We start from the raw sequence: 16,100 nt of genomic DNA on the forward strand, positions 1-16,100 counted from the left end.
ATGGAACTCTTTTATTTATCATACCAAAAGCCGCGCTTTTGTCTATATCTCCGGCGCGCCCCCGATCGCTCAGCGGAACAAAATGGTTGTGCGCGGCGCGTGAATTTTTCAAAAATAATTTATTATTTGCTTAATATATAATATATAGTTATATTTATTAAGCATAATTTTTTGTGTTCTTCGGCCATGTCTCACGACTATGGCGACTTTGAACCAAAATTACGCAAAAATAGGACAACTTGCAATTCGGACGAAGATTTTTCTGTAATTTAGTTGAAAAAAATGATTTTTGACATATAATATGTGCGCTTGCTGCGGCGACGCTATTGTGCAAAAGTTTCGTAACTATATTATGAAGCGCCGCGGAAAGACGAAAGGAGCGCCTGAGATGAGAACTTTGATAAAGGGCGGACTCGTTCTCGACCCCGCCAACAGGATACAAAGCGTACTAAACGTCCTGATGGAGGACGGCAAGATAGCCGCCGTCACGGAAAGCGAGCCGGAGGCAGACGAGATTGTAGACGCCGCCGGGCGAGCCGTAGCGCCTGGATTCATCGACATACATATGCACGAGGACCCGCTGAACGATGACGGGACTCTCTACCGCGACGAGGAAAGGGCCATTTTCAACTGTATGCTGCGCATGGGCGTGACGACGGCGATAGGCGGACAATGCGGCCTCAACGTCCACGAGCCGGGCGAGTATCTCGGCGTAATAGACCGCGAGGGCGCTGCGGTGAATGTCGGCATGTTCGCGGGGCACGCATATCTGCGCGAGAGCGCCGGACACGGCGACAAATATTCCCACGTTTCGGAAGACGAGCTGCGCGCGATAGAAAAGCACGCGGCGCGGGCGCTGGACGAGGGATGCCTGGGCGTCTCTTTCGGCATACGCTACGTGCCGGGCATCGACGCGGAGGAGCTTCGCCGCGCGGCGGCGCCATGCCGCAAAGACGGCAAGGTGATAGCGGCGCACGTCCGCGACGACGCGGCGATGATAGTTCCTGCGGCGCGCGAGCTTCTCGACGCGGGGCGCGAGCTCGACGTAGCGGCTCAGGTATCGCACATCGGCTCGATGGGCGGCTTCGGGCAGATGCGCGACCTCCTGCGCCTCGTAGACGAATACCGCATCGGCGGCATGGACGCGAGCTGCGACTGCTACCCTTACACGGCCTTCTCCACCATGATAGGCTCGACGACCTACGACGACGGCTGGCGCGAGCGTTACAACTGCGGCTACGACGCCGTCGAGATATGCGAGGGCAAGTACCGCGGACAGAGATGCACGGAAGAGATATTCAACGAGGTGCGCCGCGAAAATCCGGACTGCCTGACCGTCTGCTACGTCATGGCTGAGGCCGACATAGACATGGCTCTGGCGCATCCCAACGTCATGCTGGCAAGCGACGGCATCATGAACCACGGGCAGGGCCATCCGCGCGCGGCAGGCGCATTCCCGCGCCTCTTCGCCGAATACGTAAGGACGGGCAAGCTGCCGCTGTACGAGGCCGTGCGAATGGCGACGGTAATGCCGGCGGACAAGCTCGGGCTCAAAAACAAGGGACGGCTGACGCCCGGAGCGGACGCCGACGTCGTAGTATTCGACCCTGCGAAGATACGCGACCGCGCAACCTTCATGGAGCCTGTCCTGCCGCCCGAGGGCATCGACAGCGTATGGATAGGCGGAAAGCTCGCGGCGAAGGACTGCCGCGTCGTCGACGGCGTGCTTGGGCGCTCCGTGCGCAAGTAGTTAAAAGAGCAAATAAAAATATTGGAGGAATCATAAAATGGAATTCGGTTTTTGGTCCGTTGTGCCGCCGGTCGTGACGATAGCGCTCGCGCTCATCATCAAGAACGTATTCGTCGCTCTATTCGTAGGCATAACGCTAGCTTCTCTTATACTGAGCGGCTGGAACGTATTCACCGGAATCAACGGCGCATTCTACAGCATCGTACACACCTTTGAAAGCAGCGGGAACACGATCGTCATCATGTCGATGTTCCTCATCGGCGCTCTTATCTACCTTATCGAGCACTCGGGCGGAATCGACGGCTTCGTAGACATCATGGTGAAGAAGAAGGGAATCATAAAAACGAAGAAATCCGCCGAATTTTTCACTTGGCTGCTCGGCATCGTCGTATTCACGTCTGGCTCGCTTAGCTGCATGGTGACCGGCTCCGTCTCGCGCCCGCTCAACGACACGATGAAGGTCTCGCACGAAAAGGCCGCCTTCCTCGTACACACCACCTCGACGCCGTGGTGCGTCCTCTTCCCGCTCAGCGGCTGGCTCGCCGCGATGACCGGCTACCTCACCTCGGGCGGCGTCTCCGAAGGCGAGGCGATATCCACGCTCATGCGCTCCATACCGCTCAACTTCTACTGTATAATCGCGATAGTGTTCTCCATGCTCTCAACATTCATGCCGCTCGACTTTGGCGGTATGAAGAAGGCCGAACTCCGCGCCGAGACGACGGGCGAACTCGACGACCCGCGCTCCGCGCCCGAGGAGGAAGAGGCCGCCGCGACGGTCAAGCGCGACGTCGTGCCGCGCATGAAGAACATGCTCGTCCCGATGCTCATGATGGTCGGCGTCATCCTCGCCGTGCTCATCGTGACGGGCGACGGCAACCCGACCGCCGGAAACGGGATGCAGTCGCTGCTCTGGGGCTGCATGATTTCCGTCTTCGTCATAGCCGTCATGTGCCGCGTCGAGAAGCTCTACAATCTCGAACGCCTCGTCGGCGAAATGCTCAAGGGCATGGCGACGATGCTGCCGATAGCCTGCATCCTGCTGCTCGGCCTCACGATGGGGACGCTCGTCAAGCAGCTAGACACCGGCAACTATCTGTCGTCGATATTCATGAGCGCGCTCGTCCCCGAGCTTCTGCCGCTCCTGACCTTCATCATATCGATGATGCTCTCCTTCGCGACCGGCACGTCGATGGGCACGATGGCGATAATGTCCGTCATAGCTCTGCCGATGGCGATAAACATGGGGATGGACGTGCCGCTCGTCGCCGGGGCGCTCTTCGGCGGCTCGATATTCGGCGACCACGTCTCACCCATATCCGACACGACGATAATGTCCTGCGCCACGACCGGCTGCAACATCATCGACCACGTAAAAACGCAGATCCCCTACGCCGTAGGATTCGCGCTAGTCTCGATGGTGCTGTACGGGGTGCTTGGGTTTGTAATTTAAGCTACGCTGTCAGCCGATAAAAAAGAACGGCGGGGCTCGAAGCCTTCCGCCGTTCTTTTTTATTTTCCTTATGTTTACTAATGCCCAAGCATTATATTCAGTATCTCAATGTCGGTCTCGCGCATTCCCTCGCGCCCCATGCGTCCTACGGCCTGAATCGTCTCTTCCGCGCCGTCCATCGTAAGCCCCTCGCCGGGCTGAAACACATGCCCCTCCATTGCGAGGTCCATAGCCATCAGCGCGTTCTCGACCGCGACGCTGATTTTCGTGGCGCAGCTTGACTTCGCGCCGTCGCATACCATTCCGCCTATCGTACATATACCGTTCGTGACTGTGCGGCATACAGCGCCGTAGACCTCCTCCGTATCCGCCCCCCTGCCTCGCAGCAGCATATAGGCGACGCCGCAGGCGGAGGCTGCCGCGGCGCTGACTACGCCGCAGTAGGCCGAAAGCCTCCCGATGTACTTTTTCTGATGGACGGCGAGCAGATTGGCGAGGGCGAGCGCGCGGTATGTCAGCTCCGCGTCCGCGCCGTACTCTTCGGCGTAGGCGACTATGGGCATCGTCACCGTAATGCCTTGGTTCCCGCTGCCGCAGTTGATGACGACAGGCAGCGGGCAGCCCGCCATGCGCGCGTCGCTGCCGGCGGAGGCCGCGGCCCTGGCCTTTATGTGTATGTCAGGTTCTTTCGCGCGCGCGAGCAGGCTCTTCCCCGCCTGCACGCCCCATTCCCCGTGAAGACCTTCCTCCGATATAGCCTTGTTGTACCTTATCTGCGGCTCCAGTATGGGTTCGACGTCCTTCATCTCAACGCAGTCAGCGAATTCGATTATCGAACGTATATCTATCTTTTCCGGGTCGCCCTCCTGCTCTACGCCAGTCTCGCGCGACTCATTCTTTTCGAACAGGACTTCTCCGTTCTTCACGATTTTTGTGATGTTGTTATGCTGCTCTTGTATCTCTACAGAGACGCTGTCTCCGCCGGCTTTTACCTCGGCGGTGATATAAAGGTTCTCGACACCCTTGACAAGCTCGCAGGTACAGTACTTTTCGGAAAGGAGCTTCCTCGTCAGCGCGCGGTCTTCGTCTGTTACGCCCTCTAGCACCGCCAGCTCGCGGTTCGGGTCGCCTCCTACGATCCCAAGCACAGCCGCGACTTCCATTCCGCGAAGCCCTCCCGAGTTCGGCACCGTCACGCCCTTGACGTTCTTGACGATGTTGCCGCTGCACCTGATATGGCACGACTCAGGCATTTTCCCGAGGACTTCTCTCGCCTTCGCGCCGGCGTAGGCTATGGCTATCGGCTCCGTACATCCGAGCGCGACTTGAAGTTCATGGCGCAGGATGTTAAGATGATTTTTATAATCGATTTGTTTCATAAGCAAATCTCCTTTTTATTGAATTTTATTAAGCCGCCCAAGGTTCGCGTAAAGCGGCGCTGAAGAAAGGACAGGTCAACGCATGAATTTCCTGAATCTCGAATATTTCGTCGTCCTCTCGGAGGAGATGAATTTCTCAAAAGCGGCGAACCGCCTGTATATTTCCCAGCAGTCGCTCAGCGCCCACATACACAAGCTCGAACATGAATTCGGTCTTCCTCTCTTCGACCGCGGGATACCGCTCCAACTTACTGAGGCGGGCGGATATTTCCTAAAAAGCGCCAAATCCATCCTCGAGGAGAAGGCTAACCTCGAAAAGCAGCTCTCTGACCTGCGTGACTTCCAGCGCGGCGACCTTACCATCGGGATACCAAGCTCCCGCAGCGCTGTCGTTCTGCCGCCGCTTGTGATCGCCTTTCAAAAGCAGTTCCCACAGATAAAAATTCATTTAGTCGAGGGCGACAGCAACACCATAACACAAGCGCTCTACGCCAAGAAGACAGACCTGACGATAGGCTTCGAACTCGACGATGCGGAACGGCTCGCGAGCGAGCGCCTATACCTCGAGACGACTCAGATAGTCGTGCCGAATCAGATACTCGACCACTACTTCGGCACGCGCGCGCCCTTTCCGCAGGACGAGCCGGTACCGCTGAGTTTCTTCGGCAAATGCCCGTTCATCGGCATCAACGCCGACACCTGGCTCGGACAGGTGCTATACGGAGCATGCCGCGAAGAAGGCTTTCAGCCGAACATAGTCATTGAGACGCGAAACACCATAAGTATGTTGTCATTGTGCTGCGGCGGCGCAGGAATATGCGTCTGCCCCAACAGCTTCCTTGCCGCGCCTCAGTCGCCGCTTAGCCGCCAGCTTTTGAGCAGCGCCACGCTTTTTCCGCTTCTGTACGAGGAGGGACGGAGCTGGATAACGCTCAGCCGCCTGAAAGATAAATACCTCTCTCTGGCGGCCAGGGCGTTCACAAAAATCGCAAAGCAGTTCTACGCTTCAAGCGGCACAGGCGCGGACGCGTAAGCTTCCTCGTATAAAAACGCCTCCACCTCGTCCTTCACAGTGCGGATGAAATGCAGCACCTCTTTGTCCAGCGGATAGCGTATCACGCAGCCCGGCGTAAGTATGAGGCCGCGGCCTCCGGTCAGCGTGCAGCTCTGGTAAATCTGCTCGGTGATGGCGTTTCTGTCGCCGTTAGTTATGTCCATGCGGTTCATGCCGCCCATCAGGCATTTGCCGGTGAGCGCGCGGACCGCCGCGACCGAGGGCAGCGATTCCCACGCGTGCCAGTTGAAAACCTGGACGGGATAATCCTTGAGTATCTCGAAAATGATGTTGCCGCCGTGAGCGTGCAGCGTATTCATCCAGCCGCCCGAACAGCGCGCGAGGACAAGCCTGTCGTACGGAGCGCCGTACTCCCTGTACATATCCGCGGAAACGGCGTCGTAATTGCTCATCTGCGAGGCGAAGAATACGCCGGCCGCCCCCAGCTCTATCGCGCGCTCCGCGAGCGCCGCCGTCGTGCGCGCTATCCTTTCAAGCGCGGCTTTGACCTTATCGCCGTGTCCTTCCTCTATATGCGTAAGCATCTTCTTCGCGGACAGCTTATCGGCGATAGTCATCGGACTGAACACGGTGAAAAGCACAGGCGCGTCCTCGCCGTCCTTCTTCAAACGCTCGAGCAGAAGCCGCAGCGAATAAAGCTCCCTCGCGAGCGAGCCCTTCTCCACGCTGCATTCCTCGATCTTGTCCCAGTCTTCGGGACGGCTTATAGGCGTGCTAGTCAGCTTCGCGGCTCCGCCCTTCTTTATCTCCGAATAATCGACGGTGCAGCCGAAGTCCTCCACGGCGTACATGCCGTTGTTCATCGTCTTTATGACGTCGATGTCGTATTCCTTGTAAAATTCGTAGGTCTTTTCCGCGAGAAGCTCGGGGTCTAGGTCGATGCCCGGCAGATGCGTCCAGAAAGAATAAGGAATGCGCCCCGTCCGCTCCCCCGCGACCGCCGCGCGGACTCTCTCGGTTTTAGTAGTTTCTATCATCTAAATATCCTTTCACGCTGAAAGCAAATCAAATCCGGCCTCACGGCCGGCGGCAAAAACAGCCTAAGCTGCTGATACTATCCTCATATTTCCATTATTTGGGAGCTTGAATTCTAATTCGCACAGGCATTTCCAACGCCGAAAACGGGCAAACAGTTCATGCCTTTATGATAGGCGCTGGCGAGGACGAGAGTCCAACACATAATAGGCTGGCCGTCACAACTGTAAAACTGTAATTCCAGATTTATCTAATTATCTTAAAGCTTTTATGAAAAACTACAGTTAAAACTTAAGGCATGAATCAACCTCATATATGATATTCATCATCTTACAGCCTTTTAGTTGTAGCTTTGAGATAAAAAATTGTTTGTGGGCCGCTTTCCGGGGAAAATATAATAACCACGACACGCACAGGGTAAATATTTTGCAAGTCATTTATATAGCATGGCTTTACATGGATATTGGTTCTGTATAGTCTGCTGTTATGTTAACAAAGAGAGGGAGGGATTTATTAGGCACAACCAACGCCGTGGCAATGCGGAAAACACGGCTGATGAATTCCGGCGCAAACAGTTATGATGGAGTTTTAAGGTATTTTAAGGAGGAGACAGAAAATGAAATTCAGCATGATGCGCACATTGTTGTCTATCGGCGTCGCGGCATCAATGACTTTTGGGTTCGCTGCCTGCGGAAGCGCGGCGAGTTCCGTTGAAAAATTCCCAGAAGAATCAATTACAATCGTTGTTCCGTTCTCTGCCGGCTCGGGTACAGATGTAGGGGCGCGCAATATACAAAAGCTGCTTACAAAAGAGCTTGGCGTAAATATCCTTATTGAAAATGTCACAGGCTCCGGCGGCTGGATCGGCTGGACCGACGTCATCAAAAACAGCGCTCCCGACGGGTACACGATGGGCATGATAAACCACAACTTCGTCACCGGCGCGTACGACGACGTGACGCCGAGGACGATAACGCTGGACGACGTTCAGCTTCTCTGCAATCAGGTCATAGACTACAACGTCCTCGCCATCCGCAGTAACGAGACGCGCTTCACCGACCTCGAATCATTCATAGAATACGCCAAGAACAACGACGTGCTCGTAACGGCGCAGACGAGCGGCATCACCGACGGCGACGCGAGCACCGCGCAGTGGTTCAACAAGACCTACGGCACGAAGATCATCACCGTTCCCGTTGACGGAGCCAGCGACGGACGCAGTATGCTTCTCGCCGGAGATATCGACGTCTATTTCGCATCGGTCGGCGACGTCTACATCCAGCGCCAGAGCGGAGAGCTGAAGACGCTCTGCGTATTCGCGCCGGAGCGCTCCAAGTTCCTCCCCGAAGTGCCGACGCTTAAGGAGATCAACGGCGGAGACTATATAGCGTTCGCCTGCCGCGGCTTCTTCTACCCGAAGGGCGTGGACAAGGCTATCGTAGACAAGGTGCTCGCCGCCATGCTCAAGTGCATGGAAGACCCCGACTACATCAAGGGTATGGAGTCGATGGGGCTTCAGGTGGACACGACGAGCGGAGACGCCTATGCCGACCTGCTGAACAGCCAGCTCGAAACGCGCAAGGAGATATGGGGGATAAAGTAACTCCCCCTTTTTTCTTTCTCTTAAACGTATGAAAATGTGGAGATGAATTTATGAATCATAAAATGCATCGCGACGTATACATAGGCACGGGGCTGCTGATCGTCTGCGCGGCGTTCCTCGCCTACGGATGGACGTCGATCAACGCCGCCGGCGCAAAAGTGCTCCCATGCTTTCTTCTCACCGCCATGTGCGTCCTTTCCGCCAGCATCATCATGAAGGGGATGCGCGCCACCAAGGCCGCCGCGGCCTCGGGAGCGCCGGGCTACAACTACGCATATACGATCAAGGACAGCAAGGAGCCTCTGATCGCCTACGCCATCTGCCTCGCCTATCTTGCGCTCTTCTGGTGGCTCGGCTACTTCGCTTCCACGCCCGTCTTCCTTATCGCCCTGATGCGCTATCTTAAAGCCGGAAGCTGGAAAAAGATAATCGTAGTAACGATCATCTACACCGTGGTCATTTACATAACCTTCGTCCCTGTCCTCGGCCTGCCGATACACCGCGTCGGACTGCTCGGCGACCTGTTCAGGTTCAAATAAATCCGGCTGAAAGGAGTTTATTAACTTATGCTTCAGGCAATAATGGACGGCTTCGCCGTTCTCTGCAACCTTGAATGCATGGTGTCGCTGGTAATAGGCGTCGTATCCGGCATGATAATAGGGATAATCCCCGGACTCGGCCCATCCGTCGGCGTCGCCCTGCTGATACCGATAACCTTCAACATGCACCCGGCGGCGGCGCTGACGATGATGGCGGCGCTCTACACCTCGGGCGTCTACGGCGGCTCCATCACCGCGACGCTCTGCAAGACGCCCGGCACCGCGGCGTCCGCCGCGACCGCGCTAGACGGCTACGAGCTTACGAAGCAGGGGCGCGGCATGGAGGCGATCAGCGTAGTCACCATAGCTTCCGTATTCGGTGGCCTCGTCGGCGGCTTCCTGCTCCTATTCTTCGCCCCGCCGCTCGGCAGACTCTCGCTGCGCTTCTCCGCGCTTGAATACTTCCTCGTCGCATGCTTCGGTCTGCTCGTAGTCTCCGGCCTCGTCGGAAAGAATCTCTCGAAAGGGCTTTTCTCGGCGGCGCTCGGGCTTCTGCTCGGCACGGTCGGACTTGACCCCATCACGGGAGTTTCGCGCTTCACATTCGGCTCGATGTATCTTGAAAACGGCATAGACTACACGCCGGTCCTGGTCGGACTCTTCAGCATGGCGCAGGCGCTGATACTCGTCGCCGACATGATAAAGGGCAAGGGAATGATAGTGGACGACCCGGCTGCGGCGCTGAGAGGACGCCGTTTCCCGACGAAGGAAGAGTTTAAGACCATCATGCCGACGATGATACGCAGCTCTCTAATCGGAACGTTCATCGGCTTCGTCCCCGCGGCCGGCGCGGCCATATCCTCGTGGATAAACTACAGCCTCGCCAAGAAATTCTCTAAAACGCCGGAAAAGTTCGGACACGGCGCGATGGAAGGCATCACCGCCTCCGAGGCTGCCAACAACTCCGCCTGCGGCGGCGCCATGATACCGCTATTCACGCTCGGCATCCCCGGCAGCGCCGTTACGGCGATAATGTACGGAGGACTGCTCATGCACGGCATGGTTCCCGGCAACTCGCTCTTCACAGGGCCCCAGGCGGGAAGCACATACGCCATATTCATCGGGTTCATACTCGCCAACATCCTGATGGGCATACTCGGTCTCGGGCTCACGAAGCAGTTCGCGCGCGTCTGCCTCGTCCCGAACGCGGTACTCGTTCCCATAATCATCGCCTTCTCCGTCATCGGCACATACGCGCTCAACTACAGCATGGAAGAGGTGTTCATAATGATACTCTTCGGCGTGATAGGCTTCTTCATGAAGATGTACGGATTCGAAACGCCGCCGCTCATCCTCGGAATGGTGCTGTGCGGAATACTCGAAAGCAATTTCCGCCGCGCTATGATACTTGCGAGAGGCGACCTTGTAACCTACTTCTTCCACCGCCCGATAGCCATGATAATAATGCTCATAATCATACTCTTCGCACTGATTCCGGTGTTTATGAGCTACTTCGAAAAACGCTCGGCAAAAGGCAAAACCGCGTAAAACACGCGCATAGCAAAACCAGCCTGACGGCCATCCCCCGATAAAAGAGAAACCGGAGCTGCGCACAACAGCCCGGCTTCTCTTTATACTATATAACACTGATCAATACAGGGAAAAAGCACAAAAAAACGAGCCGCATTCGGACTCGTGTTAGGTTAAAAATGGTGTCAAGAAGGTACAAGCTAAATCCAGTCATACACTAGACTGCGCCCTGCCCATTCCAAATATTTGGAATGCTACAAGTAGCATAGGAGCAGTGGCGCATCTTGTCAAATAAAAAGTTATGCGGCCAGCCAGTTTGCTACGTCAGAGCGCAGCCTTTGCAGAGCCTTACGTGTTCCGGCTCCGTATAGCTTTAAGTTGATAGGCTGCGGGAAATGTCCGGCCTTTACACGACGCAGGACTGTCGATCTGCTCCAGCCCGTAAGCTGCTGAATTTCGCCTAAATCATAAAACATACTTTCAACCATCTTTTTGCTATCCTTTCTATTGCACGTTTCTATGTTGTTCAACGATGCGCATCGTTTTCCTTTGACAATCATATTATGGCACGGCTCCTCCCAGCTAAACAACCTTTCACGACGGCCAATCGCCGTAAAGTATGTAAATGAGGCGCCTGCATGCTTGCCCTCTGCTTCTACAGCGAGGTAAACATCCATGCCGTCAACGCCCGCCATATCAAGACGGTACTGAGGCGTAAGACAGATATGCGCGACACTCAGTGGATAACTGCGTTATTCTCTGCCGGACGTTTGCGCGTGGAAAACGCCATGACGCATACTTTCATCGGGTTGTTTTGCTGCAATTATTCATATAATATACTCAGTAACTGACAAATAAAAACGTGAGGGACGATATGGCGCAGGAGCACGAGTTCGACATTAAGAAGTTTTATTCATATAAAGAGAATAACCGTCTCGAAGTTAAAAGGGCAAGCGGAGGGCTCCCCGGTTCGTTGTGGGAGACATACTCTTCATTTGCGAACTGCGACGGGGGCGTGATCATCCTGGGCGCAATTGAAAACGCTGACGGGAGCATCACGACGACAGGATTGGCAGACGACAGACGGCTGAAAAAGGAACTTTTTGACATGGTAAACAATCCCAAGAAAGTTTCTATCAACCTTTTAATGGACAAAGACGTCCAATCCTATGTCATGGACAACGGGGATGTTGTGCTGGTTGTTCATATCCCCCCCGCCAACAGGGAAGACAGGCCAGTTTATATAAACGACAATATTTTCGGCGGAACTTTCCGGCGCAACTGGGAAGGGGACTACCATTGCACAAAGAGCGAAATCAAAGCTATGCTCCGCGACCAGCCTGACGATAGTACGGATGCGAAAATATTGACCGCGCGGTCATTGGCGGATTTGGATTACGAGTCTGTACACAGCTATCGCAACCGCCATGTAGCTCATAAAGAGACGCATGTTTGGAGAGATTTGCAGGACCACGATTACCTTGAGCGCATCGGGGCCGCTAAGATAGGAGACGACGGCGCGCTATATCCCACGGCGGCCGGGCTGCTTATGTTCGGATACGATTACAGGATCAACTATGAATTCCCTGAATATTTTCTGGACTACAGGGAAGAGCTTGACCCGGCGACGCGTTGGACTGACAGAGTGTATAGCGGCACCGGAGATTGGTCTGGGAATTTATATGAGTTTCTGTTCCGCGTTATCCCTAAGTTTACTCAAGACATCAAAATTCCGTTTAAGCTGGATGGAATAGTAAGAGTCGATGATACCCCCGTACATAGAGCCATGAGGGAGGCATTTGCCAACTGTATCATCAATGCTGATTTTTTCCTGCCTAAAGGTATCGTCATCTTGAAGCACCCAGACCGCATTGTTTTTGAGAATCCTGGCGGAATAAGAATCGGAAAGGCGCAAATGCTCAAAGGAGGTGTGTCGGACCCGCGCAACAAAACAATAATGAAGATGCTAAATCTTATAGGCATAGGAGAGCGCGCCGGCAGCGGCGTCCCCGACATCTACGCCGTGTGGAAAAAACAGGGCTGGAGAGAGCCGGAGGTAGAAGAGTCATACAATCCGGACAGGACTGTTTTGATACTGCCTATGAGCGACTCGAAAAAGAAAAGCCATGTATCTGATGAAAAAACGGTCGATGCCGCTCCTAAACAAAATCTACATGAGAAGGCGAATCACAAAACAGCAAAAATAATTCAATTGCTGCGGGATAGAGCAGAATGTACTACACACGAAATCGCTGAATATCTGGGCCTTAAAGCGCCGAGAACGCGGCAAATCCTCAATGAATTGGCCGATAAAGGCCTTATAATAGCTGAAGGAAACAATCGAAATCGTAAATATAAAATCAGCGATTCAAAAATCAGCGATTCCGTCAGCGAATAATGGAAGGATCAGCGATAATGTAGACTCAAATCTCTTTTTCTGCGTTTGTGATTGCGGAATTTTTAATACACCTGACTTGCTTATTCATCAGCTTGAGTATTGCTAGTGGATCGTAAGATATGCGGCAGATTAGAGTACAAAGAAAAGTTTCAGCGGTGATATCTTGAAAGGTTCGAATCCGAAAGCAATATAGAAATCCCTTGCTTTCTCGTCCTTCGCGTCGACTATCACGGCATAGCAGGCGATCTCCGCTCGTCTCGTCCGTTCGATAGCGTCGTAGAGCAACACCTTGCCGAGCCCTTCACCAATAAAGCGATGGGCGACTGCAAGGCGGCCAAGCAAAGCCGCCGGGATCACCGGATAGCGCAGCTTTCCAGCTCTGTATCCCGGCAAGGAGTCCAGCAATACAGAGGCTGCCGAGGGCGTGTAATATCCGATTACTTCGTCGCGTCCACCAGGAAGCATAACATACTGCGGGATTTCGCCTCACATCCTGAGAAACTATGTTTTTGAGGTACAAGTTCAGCGCCTCCTCGCCGCAGTCGAACTTCTTCCTTGAAAATCTAGGAGAGAGTGAAAAGAGTTTCTGTGCTCTTTGTATAACAAGAATTTTTGTCTTGTTATATATTGTGCTTGTTGAGTAGGGATTTATCTGCCAGTATGATAGCTGTTGCTTTGAACATCCTAACAGCGCATATATCTTAAGCATACCGAGACCGGTCTTTTTTTATAGGCCCGGGCGTAATCTTTCAGAGCCGGTACAAAGCCTTGTTCAAGCGTTATGCCGTGAGAAGAGAGCCATTGGTCGATGAGTCGTTTGTTCATTATGGGATCCTCTTTGATAATCGTAATATCTATATTTCAGGATTTTTATGTTAAGCAAATTATGGGCTAGAGATTATATGCGTAATTAGGATCGTCTATCCCATCGGATTTCAACATTACGTAATTTTCATTCAGCAGCTCTATTTGCTCCATATCGTCTCGCGAAAGCATAAAATCACTGCAATTTATATTTTCTGTCATATGTGCTCGTGATACGCTCGCGACGATGGGGATAACGCCATTCTGCATATGCCATCTTATAATAATCTGCGCTGCTGTTTTATTATATTTTTCTGCGAGCGTAGTCAGAGTCCTGCAATTTCTTGCTTTGTCACACATCCTGGCCGTCGGCGTGTGCGCCATCAGTGTAATACCATGTTTACGGCAAAACTCACGCAGCCGTGGTTTAGAGTTGAACGGATGCAGCTCCGTCTGGCAAATGTGTGGAATGACACTGCATTTAGCAAATAACTGTTCAAAATGCGCTTCCGTAAAATTACAAACGCCCAGCGACTTTGTACGCCCGGCTCTATACTCCTTTTCCATATTAAGATATATGTTTATCCAGTCGCCGTGCGGCCAGTGCAGCAGATACGCATCGACATAATCAGTGCGCAAATATTCCAGAGAAACAGCAAGATTCTCACGCACAGTATTTGGGCTGCATTCCCGTTCTAGGTCCATGTCCGATATCTTTGTAACCAGGCAAAACGATTTCCTGTCTATCTCACGCAGGCTGTCGCCAATCATCTTTTCGGAATATCCGTATATTCTGCCTGAATCAAACAACCTGAAACCAGCGTAATACGCATCTCTGATTATGCTTTCGGCGAAAACATCCATCCTTAACTGCTTATTCAGTCTTCCATGCTTCAGAGAGCTCAACGCGGCGTGAACGTTGCTTTTAGCAAATAGGAGTTTGTTACGTGAATATTTACGTATGACGCCTGTGCCGTATCCTATCGACGGCAGCTGTACGCCGTTTGACAAAGCAACCGGCTTAACTTCTCGTGACATTAGTCTTCCTCCCGATAAAATTCTTCAAGACAGCGGCACAAAACCATTTTGCCGCATTAAACTCGGCAAGCCTGCAAAACAACAAAGGCATCACGATATTAGGGACAGTCAAGCACACAACAACGCGCCAGATAACCCCTATTACCCCTTCTCCGCCGAACAGAGCCGCAATATAATATGTTAGCCCGGAACTTATCACGACGACGGATAAATAATACATCTGGCGTAATATCATCCTTGGCAGCAGATTTACCTTGTTAAAATAAAGTTTCAACATGGCAATCAAATATCCGAGATTATATATAAATAATATGCTTATTATCGTCGATATGATAACCCCTGGCAGCCCAATTATTTTTACAAGAATAATATTAAATGTAAGATTGACCGCCGCTGCGATAAGCGGAATATATCTTGTCTGCCACCATATGCCCGTAGCCTGAGTATAGACATGCAGCATATCCATCCATTTATATATGAAAAAATAAACTGTAAACATCACGACATACGGGAAAGTGAGCATGAGCTCTTCGCCGACCCACAGCTTCATAAACGGCTGATAAAGACAAAGCAAAAATGAGCTTCCCCATGCCGCTATATACATATACATGAAATTGAATTTCTTGAAATCTCCAAAGTTTTTATCTTTGGATTCCACGACGCATGAATTCCCTACTGTCGGAATCATAGACTGCATAAGAGTCCCAGAAACGCTGAACAAAGCCAGTATAATATAATAGTAATTATTATATATTGCCAATATATTCAATCCTAAGAACATCGAAATCACGATGCTGTCAACGGAGGTTAAGACGACTCCGCCGATTTTCTGAAAGATTATCCCCTTTACGTTGGTCATGATATCTTGCTGAACGGAAGCCGGCAGTATTCCTCTGCACTGATATTGCGGGTAGTGTTTCGACGAGTAACGTTCCGTCGCCAGATTCGTTATAGCCGTAAATATAGGCATCAAGACAACGTAACCGTAGTAATTACGGAAGGCCAGCAGTATGGCAATCTGAAGCGCCGACTGTATGATATATACGATGGAGTTTATGTTATTCACTATATCGTAACGCTGCATCGCCGTTAAAAGCGAATTTTTGTAGGCGTACAGGAAATAGCTCGCTGCGCTGTTTGAAAGATACGCCAGATAAAGTATATATATATTAACGTCGGCGGGGTATTCGCCGCGTATGAGATATTTTATGAACGGAAGCAGCGCAAGCCCTATAGCCAATATCACGCAGCCGATAATACGGTAACATTTTTTGTAAAAACGCAGCAAAGCGCACACCATTTGGCCGTCGCCTTCGGCGAGCGGTCTGTACATTGAATAAGTCAGTGCGGAGCCGAATCCAAGCTCCGCCAAGCTCAGCAGGCCGAGGATAGACAGGAAAAGCCCGTCCAGCCCGACATACAGAGTACCCATCATATACAGGATGACAGTCCTTATGATAAAAGGGCAGAGCATATGGCAGAACCTGTTTACAACTCCCCAAAAGATGTTATGGAGGACTCTCATAGATTTCTGCATTAAATACCACCGTTATAAA

The 16,100-nt window shown here is 52.4% G+C and carries 13 protein-coding genes; 7 read left to right on the forward strand and 6 right to left on the reverse strand.

Annotated features, from left to right (window positions below):
* Positions 1–388: 388 nt before the first annotated feature.
* On the forward strand, positions 389–1,750 hold the full coding sequence (locus B5F39_RS13550) for an amidohydrolase family protein (protein ID WP_158096071.1): 1,362 nt from the start codon (positions 389–391) through the stop codon (positions 1,748–1,750).
* Between the two features lie 37 nt (positions 1,751–1,787).
* Complete coding sequence (locus B5F39_RS13555) at positions 1,788–3,203, forward strand: Na+/H+ antiporter NhaC family protein (RefSeq protein ID WP_087368611.1); 1,416 nt, start codon at positions 1,788–1,790, stop codon at positions 3,201–3,203.
* A gap of 77 nt (positions 3,204–3,280) precedes the next feature.
* On the opposite strand, the gene B5F39_RS13560 is transcribed toward B5F39_RS13555, so the two are convergent.
* A complete protein-coding gene (locus B5F39_RS13560; protein WP_087368613.1) occupies positions 3,281–4,582 on the reverse strand; it encodes an L-serine ammonia-lyase, iron-sulfur-dependent, subunit alpha in 1,302 nt (433 codons plus the stop codon).
* Between the two features lie 82 nt (positions 4,583–4,664).
* Between B5F39_RS13560 and B5F39_RS13565 the strand changes: the two genes are divergently transcribed.
* Complete coding sequence (locus B5F39_RS13565; protein ID WP_087368615.1) at positions 4,665–5,615, forward strand: LysR family transcriptional regulator; 951 nt, start codon at positions 4,665–4,667, stop codon at positions 5,613–5,615.
* On the opposite strand, the gene B5F39_RS13570 is transcribed toward B5F39_RS13565, so the two are convergent.
* Positions 5,582–6,634: a uroporphyrinogen decarboxylase family protein gene (locus B5F39_RS13570; RefSeq protein WP_087368616.1), complete on the reverse strand. Its 1,053-nt coding sequence runs from the start codon at positions 6,632–6,634 to the stop codon at positions 5,582–5,584. The two genes, B5F39_RS13565 and B5F39_RS13570, sit on opposite strands and share 34 nt — an antisense overlap.
* 614 nt (positions 6,635–7,248) lie before the next feature.
* Here B5F39_RS13570 and B5F39_RS13575 point away from each other — a divergent pair.
* Genes B5F39_RS13575 through B5F39_RS13585 form a run of 3 tightly spaced genes read left to right on the forward strand, consistent with a single transcriptional unit; the run spans position 7,249 to position 10,322 of the window.
* The gene (locus B5F39_RS13575) at positions 7,249–8,235 is read left to right on the forward strand and encodes a tripartite tricarboxylate transporter substrate binding protein (protein ID WP_204245126.1); all 987 of its coding nucleotides are present in this window, start codon (positions 7,249–7,251) and stop codon (positions 8,233–8,235) included.
* Between the two features lie 50 nt (positions 8,236–8,285).
* The gene (locus B5F39_RS13580) at positions 8,286–8,774 is read left to right on the forward strand and encodes a tripartite tricarboxylate transporter TctB family protein (protein WP_087368618.1); all 489 of its coding nucleotides are present in this window, start codon (positions 8,286–8,288) and stop codon (positions 8,772–8,774) included.
* 27 nt (positions 8,775–8,801) lie between these two features.
* Positions 8,802–10,322 carry a tripartite tricarboxylate transporter permease gene (locus B5F39_RS13585; RefSeq protein ID WP_087368621.1) on the forward strand — a complete coding sequence of 507 codons (1,521 nt, stop codon included), beginning with the start codon at positions 8,802–8,804 and terminating at the stop codon, positions 10,320–10,322.
* A 281-nt stretch (positions 10,323–10,603) separates the two neighbouring features.
* On the opposite strand, the gene B5F39_RS13590 is transcribed toward B5F39_RS13585, so the two are convergent.
* Complete coding sequence (locus B5F39_RS13590) at positions 10,604–10,999, reverse strand: AlpA family phage regulatory protein (protein ID WP_143330764.1); 396 nt, start codon at positions 10,997–10,999, stop codon at positions 10,604–10,606.
* Positions 11,000–11,178: 179 nt separating this feature from the next.
* On the opposite strand from B5F39_RS13590, the gene B5F39_RS13595 reads away from it, so the two are divergent.
* A complete protein-coding gene (locus tag B5F39_RS13595; RefSeq protein WP_087368625.1) occupies positions 11,179–12,702 on the forward strand; it encodes an ATP-binding protein in 1,524 nt (507 codons plus the stop codon).
* A gap of 129 nt (positions 12,703–12,831) precedes the next feature.
* On the opposite strand, the gene B5F39_RS14495 is transcribed toward B5F39_RS13595, so the two are convergent.
* The 3 genes from B5F39_RS14495 to B5F39_RS13610 all read right to left on the reverse strand — a co-directional run bounded on the left by B5F39_RS14495 (position 12,832) and on the right by B5F39_RS13610 (position 15,979).
* Positions 12,832–13,167, reverse strand: a complete 336-nt coding sequence (locus tag B5F39_RS14495; RefSeq protein WP_204245127.1) for a GNAT family N-acetyltransferase — start codon at positions 13,165–13,167, stop codon at positions 12,832–12,834.
* A gap of 426 nt (positions 13,168–13,593) precedes the next feature.
* On the reverse strand, positions 13,594–14,544 hold the full coding sequence (locus B5F39_RS13605; protein ID WP_087368627.1) for an aldo/keto reductase: 951 nt from the start codon (positions 14,542–14,544) through the stop codon (positions 13,594–13,596).
* Positions 14,528–15,979, reverse strand: a complete 1,452-nt coding sequence (locus B5F39_RS13610; RefSeq protein WP_158096072.1) for a polysaccharide biosynthesis protein — start codon at positions 15,977–15,979, stop codon at positions 14,528–14,530. The genes B5F39_RS13605 and B5F39_RS13610 overlap by 17 nt, the downstream gene beginning before the upstream one ends.
* Positions 15,980–16,100: the final 121 nt, after the last annotated feature.

Origin of the sequence: Cloacibacillus sp. An23, from assembly GCF_002159945.1 — a bacterium.
Lineage (GTDB): Bacteria > Synergistota > Synergistia > Synergistales > Synergistaceae > Caccocola.

Bases quoted from the DNA above. Each gene is read 5' to 3' on its own strand.
- B5F39_RS13550 (WP_158096071.1), top strand. From the start codon at position 389: ATGAGAACTTTGATAAAGGGCGGACTCGTTCTCGACCCCGCCAACAGG.
- B5F39_RS13555 (WP_087368611.1), top strand. From the start codon at position 1,788: ATGGAATTCGGTTTTTGGTCCGTTGTGCCGCCGGTCGTGACGATAGCG.
- B5F39_RS13560 (WP_087368613.1), bottom strand. From the start codon at position 4,582: ATGAAACAAATCGATTATAAAAATCATCTTAACATCCTGCGCCATGAA.
- B5F39_RS13565 (WP_087368615.1), top strand. From the start codon at position 4,665: ATGAATTTCCTGAATCTCGAATATTTCGTCGTCCTCTCGGAGGAGATG.
- B5F39_RS13570 (WP_087368616.1), bottom strand. From the start codon at position 6,634: ATGATAGAAACTACTAAAACCGAGAGAGTCCGCGCGGCGGTCGCGGGG.
- B5F39_RS13575 (WP_204245126.1), top strand. From the start codon at position 7,249: ATGAAATTCAGCATGATGCGCACATTGTTGTCTATCGGCGTCGCGGCA.
- B5F39_RS13580 (WP_087368618.1), top strand. From the start codon at position 8,286: ATGAATCATAAAATGCATCGCGACGTATACATAGGCACGGGGCTGCTG.
- B5F39_RS13585 (WP_087368621.1), top strand. From the start codon at position 8,802: ATGCTTCAGGCAATAATGGACGGCTTCGCCGTTCTCTGCAACCTTGAA.
- B5F39_RS13590 (WP_143330764.1), bottom strand. From the start codon at position 10,999: ATGGCGGGCGTTGACGGCATGGATGTTTACCTCGCTGTAGAAGCAGAG.
- B5F39_RS13595 (WP_087368625.1), top strand. From the start codon at position 11,179: ATGGCGCAGGAGCACGAGTTCGACATTAAGAAGTTTTATTCATATAAA.
- B5F39_RS14495 (WP_204245127.1), bottom strand. From the start codon at position 13,167: ATGCTTCCTGGTGGACGCGACGAAGTAATCGGATATTACACGCCCTCG.
- B5F39_RS13605 (WP_087368627.1), bottom strand. From the start codon at position 14,544: ATGTCACGAGAAGTTAAGCCGGTTGCTTTGTCAAACGGCGTACAGCTG.
- B5F39_RS13610 (WP_158096072.1), bottom strand. From the start codon at position 15,979: ATGATGGGTACTCTGTATGTCGGGCTGGACGGGCTTTTCCTGTCTATC.